Source organism: Aeromonas sp. HMWF014 (genome assembly GCF_963878295.1).
GTDB classification, from domain to species: Bacteria; Pseudomonadota; Gammaproteobacteria; order Enterobacterales; family Aeromonadaceae; genus Aeromonas; species Aeromonas popoffii.
In genome coordinates this window covers 1-2,048 of sequence record NZ_CAWNYS010000296.1, presented here as the reverse complement: position 1 = coordinate 2,048, position 2,048 = coordinate 1, and the positions used below count along the sequence as shown (strand labels likewise).

The window sequence follows — 2,048 nt, the reverse complement described above, 5'->3', positions numbered from 1 at the left end:
CTTGCGGGGTGGGCGTGGGCAGCACGGCATGGGCCTGGCCCGGCTGGGGCAGCATGATTTTGATGTGGGCACCGCCGCAGGTGAAGGGGTAGTCAGCGAGTTCCGGGCTGGTCAGGCAGACTCGGCGCAGGTGCGGGCTCACATCCCGGACGTGTTTGACGGTGAGCAGACGAGGGCGATTGACCGGGGCGGGCTGGGACATATGGATACTCCTGACTGATAATGGCGCTCATTTTTCATTAAATGAAAACTATTATCAATTGGTTTGTATCACAGTCCGTCAGGAAAGGGGCATAAACAGGGAAGAAAAACGCCGCCTCTCATGACATGAGTGGCGGCGTAACGAGGCGTTGGGTTAGCTGCGATCGCTTCCCCCCAGCGCCATGTAGATCCTGGCCATGGTGTTGAGCTGCTCCTGCTGCTGACCGAGCAGGGCCAGCTCGGCATCCCACAGCCGGTTCTGCTCATCCAGCCAGGTCTGCACCCCGGTGGCTCCGGCCTGGAAACGCGCCTTGGCCAGCCGCTCCGCCTCCTTGGCAAACGCCCGCTGCTCGGCCAGATAGTTAAGGCGCTGCTCGCCATGATGGCGGGCGGCCAGACTATCTTCCACCTCCACCAGGGCGGTGTAGAGCTGCTTGCGAAACTCGGCCTCGGCGATCTGGTAGTCAAGCTCTGAGCTCGCGATGGAGATCCGGGTCTTGTTGTATTCGAGGAAGGGCAGCGCCAGCGTGGCGCCCAGGGTGCCTACCGGGTTTTGCAGCACCTGGGTCAGGGTGTCCGAGGTGGTGCTGGCCCCGCCAGTGAGGCTGAGGGTGGGGTAGAAACTGGTGCGGATCTCGTCCCCTTTCGCCAGGGTCTTGCGCAGCCGCAGCTCGGCGGCACGCACGTCGGGGCGCCGCGCCAGCACGTCTGCCGGTATGCCGACCGCCAGCGACGGTGCGGGCGCCGTCGTCAGCGCGGTCGGGGCAAATTCTAGCGGGCCACTGCTGCGCCCGAGCAAGAGGCGCAGCCCGTTGCGGGCCTGTTCCTGCTGCACCAAGAGCGCGCTGAGTGCTGCCTGCTTGCCCGCCTTCTGCTGGCTGGCCTGCACCAGATCGAGCCGGGTGACGGCGCCGGCCTGGTATTTGACCTGGGTCAGCTGCTCGGCGCGGGCATAGTTGGCGAGTTGCCGCTCTCCTAGGCTGATGGCCGAGCCGAGATAGGCCAGCTGCCAGTACTGCTCCAGCGCCTTGCCGATCAGTATCAGACGGGTGGCCGCCAGATCCTGAGCTGAGGCCTGGGCTTCCCAGCTCGCCTGATCCCGTATCGAGGCGAGCCGACCCCAGAGATCCACCTCATAACTGAGGGTGAGAGAGGGGCCCATGTCGCTGCTGGCACGGCCATCTTTCAGATTTTTGGTGCCGTTGGCGTCCAGGCTGGCGTTGACCGAGGGGGTCAGGTTGGTCTCGGCGAGATCCGAACCCAGCAGTGCGTTTCTGAGCCTCAGTCCGGCGACCTGCATGTCCGGGTTGGCGGCCAGCACGGCCTCCACCAGTTGATCCAGCGCCGGATCATGGAACCCTTGCCACCAGAGGCCGGCTTGCTGCCGGGTGAGACCGTCGTCCGGCTGCTGCCAGCTCGGGGCCAGCGCCAGATCTTGCCTGTGATAGGTGCTCTGCTGGCTGCAGGCGCTCACGCCTGCGGCAAGGGCGAGGCAGAGCCCCAGTCTGGATAAGTTGTGCATCGTCATTCCCTCGCCAGCGCCTCGACCGGATCGAGCCGGGCGGCATTGCGGGCGGGCAGGTAACCAAACAGGATCCCGATGAGCGAGGAGCAGCCAAACGCCATCAGGATAGAAAAGAGCGAGAACTGCATCTGTATGCTCTCCACGAACAGGGAGAAGAGCAGACCGATGAGCAGGGAGACGCCGACCCCGAGCATGCCGCCGAGCAGGCTCACCATCACGGCCTCGATCAGGAACTGCTGCAAGATGTCGGACTGGCGGGCGCCGACCGCGATGCGGATCCCTATCTCGCGGGTACGCTCCACCACCGAGACCAGCATGATGT

General features: G+C 64.5%; 3 protein-coding genes. All 3 read right to left on the bottom strand.

Annotation, left to right across the window (positions count from 1 at the left end; all coding sequences use genetic code 11):
• The coding region (locus AAC083_RS12260) for a siderophore-interacting protein (protein WP_181364732.1) at positions 1-202 on the bottom strand (202 nt) is incomplete at its 3' end.
• 153 nt (positions 203-355) lie between these two features.
• A complete protein-coding gene (locus AAC083_RS12255; protein WP_108536752.1) occupies positions 356-1,729 on the bottom strand; it encodes an efflux transporter outer membrane subunit in 1,374 nt (457 codons plus the stop codon).
• Positions 1,726-2,048: FtsX-like permease family protein (locus AAC083_RS12250; protein ID WP_146181665.1), on the bottom strand; the 323-nt coding region annotated here is incomplete at its 5' end. The genes AAC083_RS12255 and AAC083_RS12250, both read right to left, overlap by 4 nt.

Bases quoted from the DNA above. Each gene is read 5' to 3' on its own strand.
- AAC083_RS12255 (WP_108536752.1), bottom strand. From the start codon at position 1,729: ATGACGATGCACAACTTATCCAGACTGGGGCTCTGCCTCGCCCTTGCC.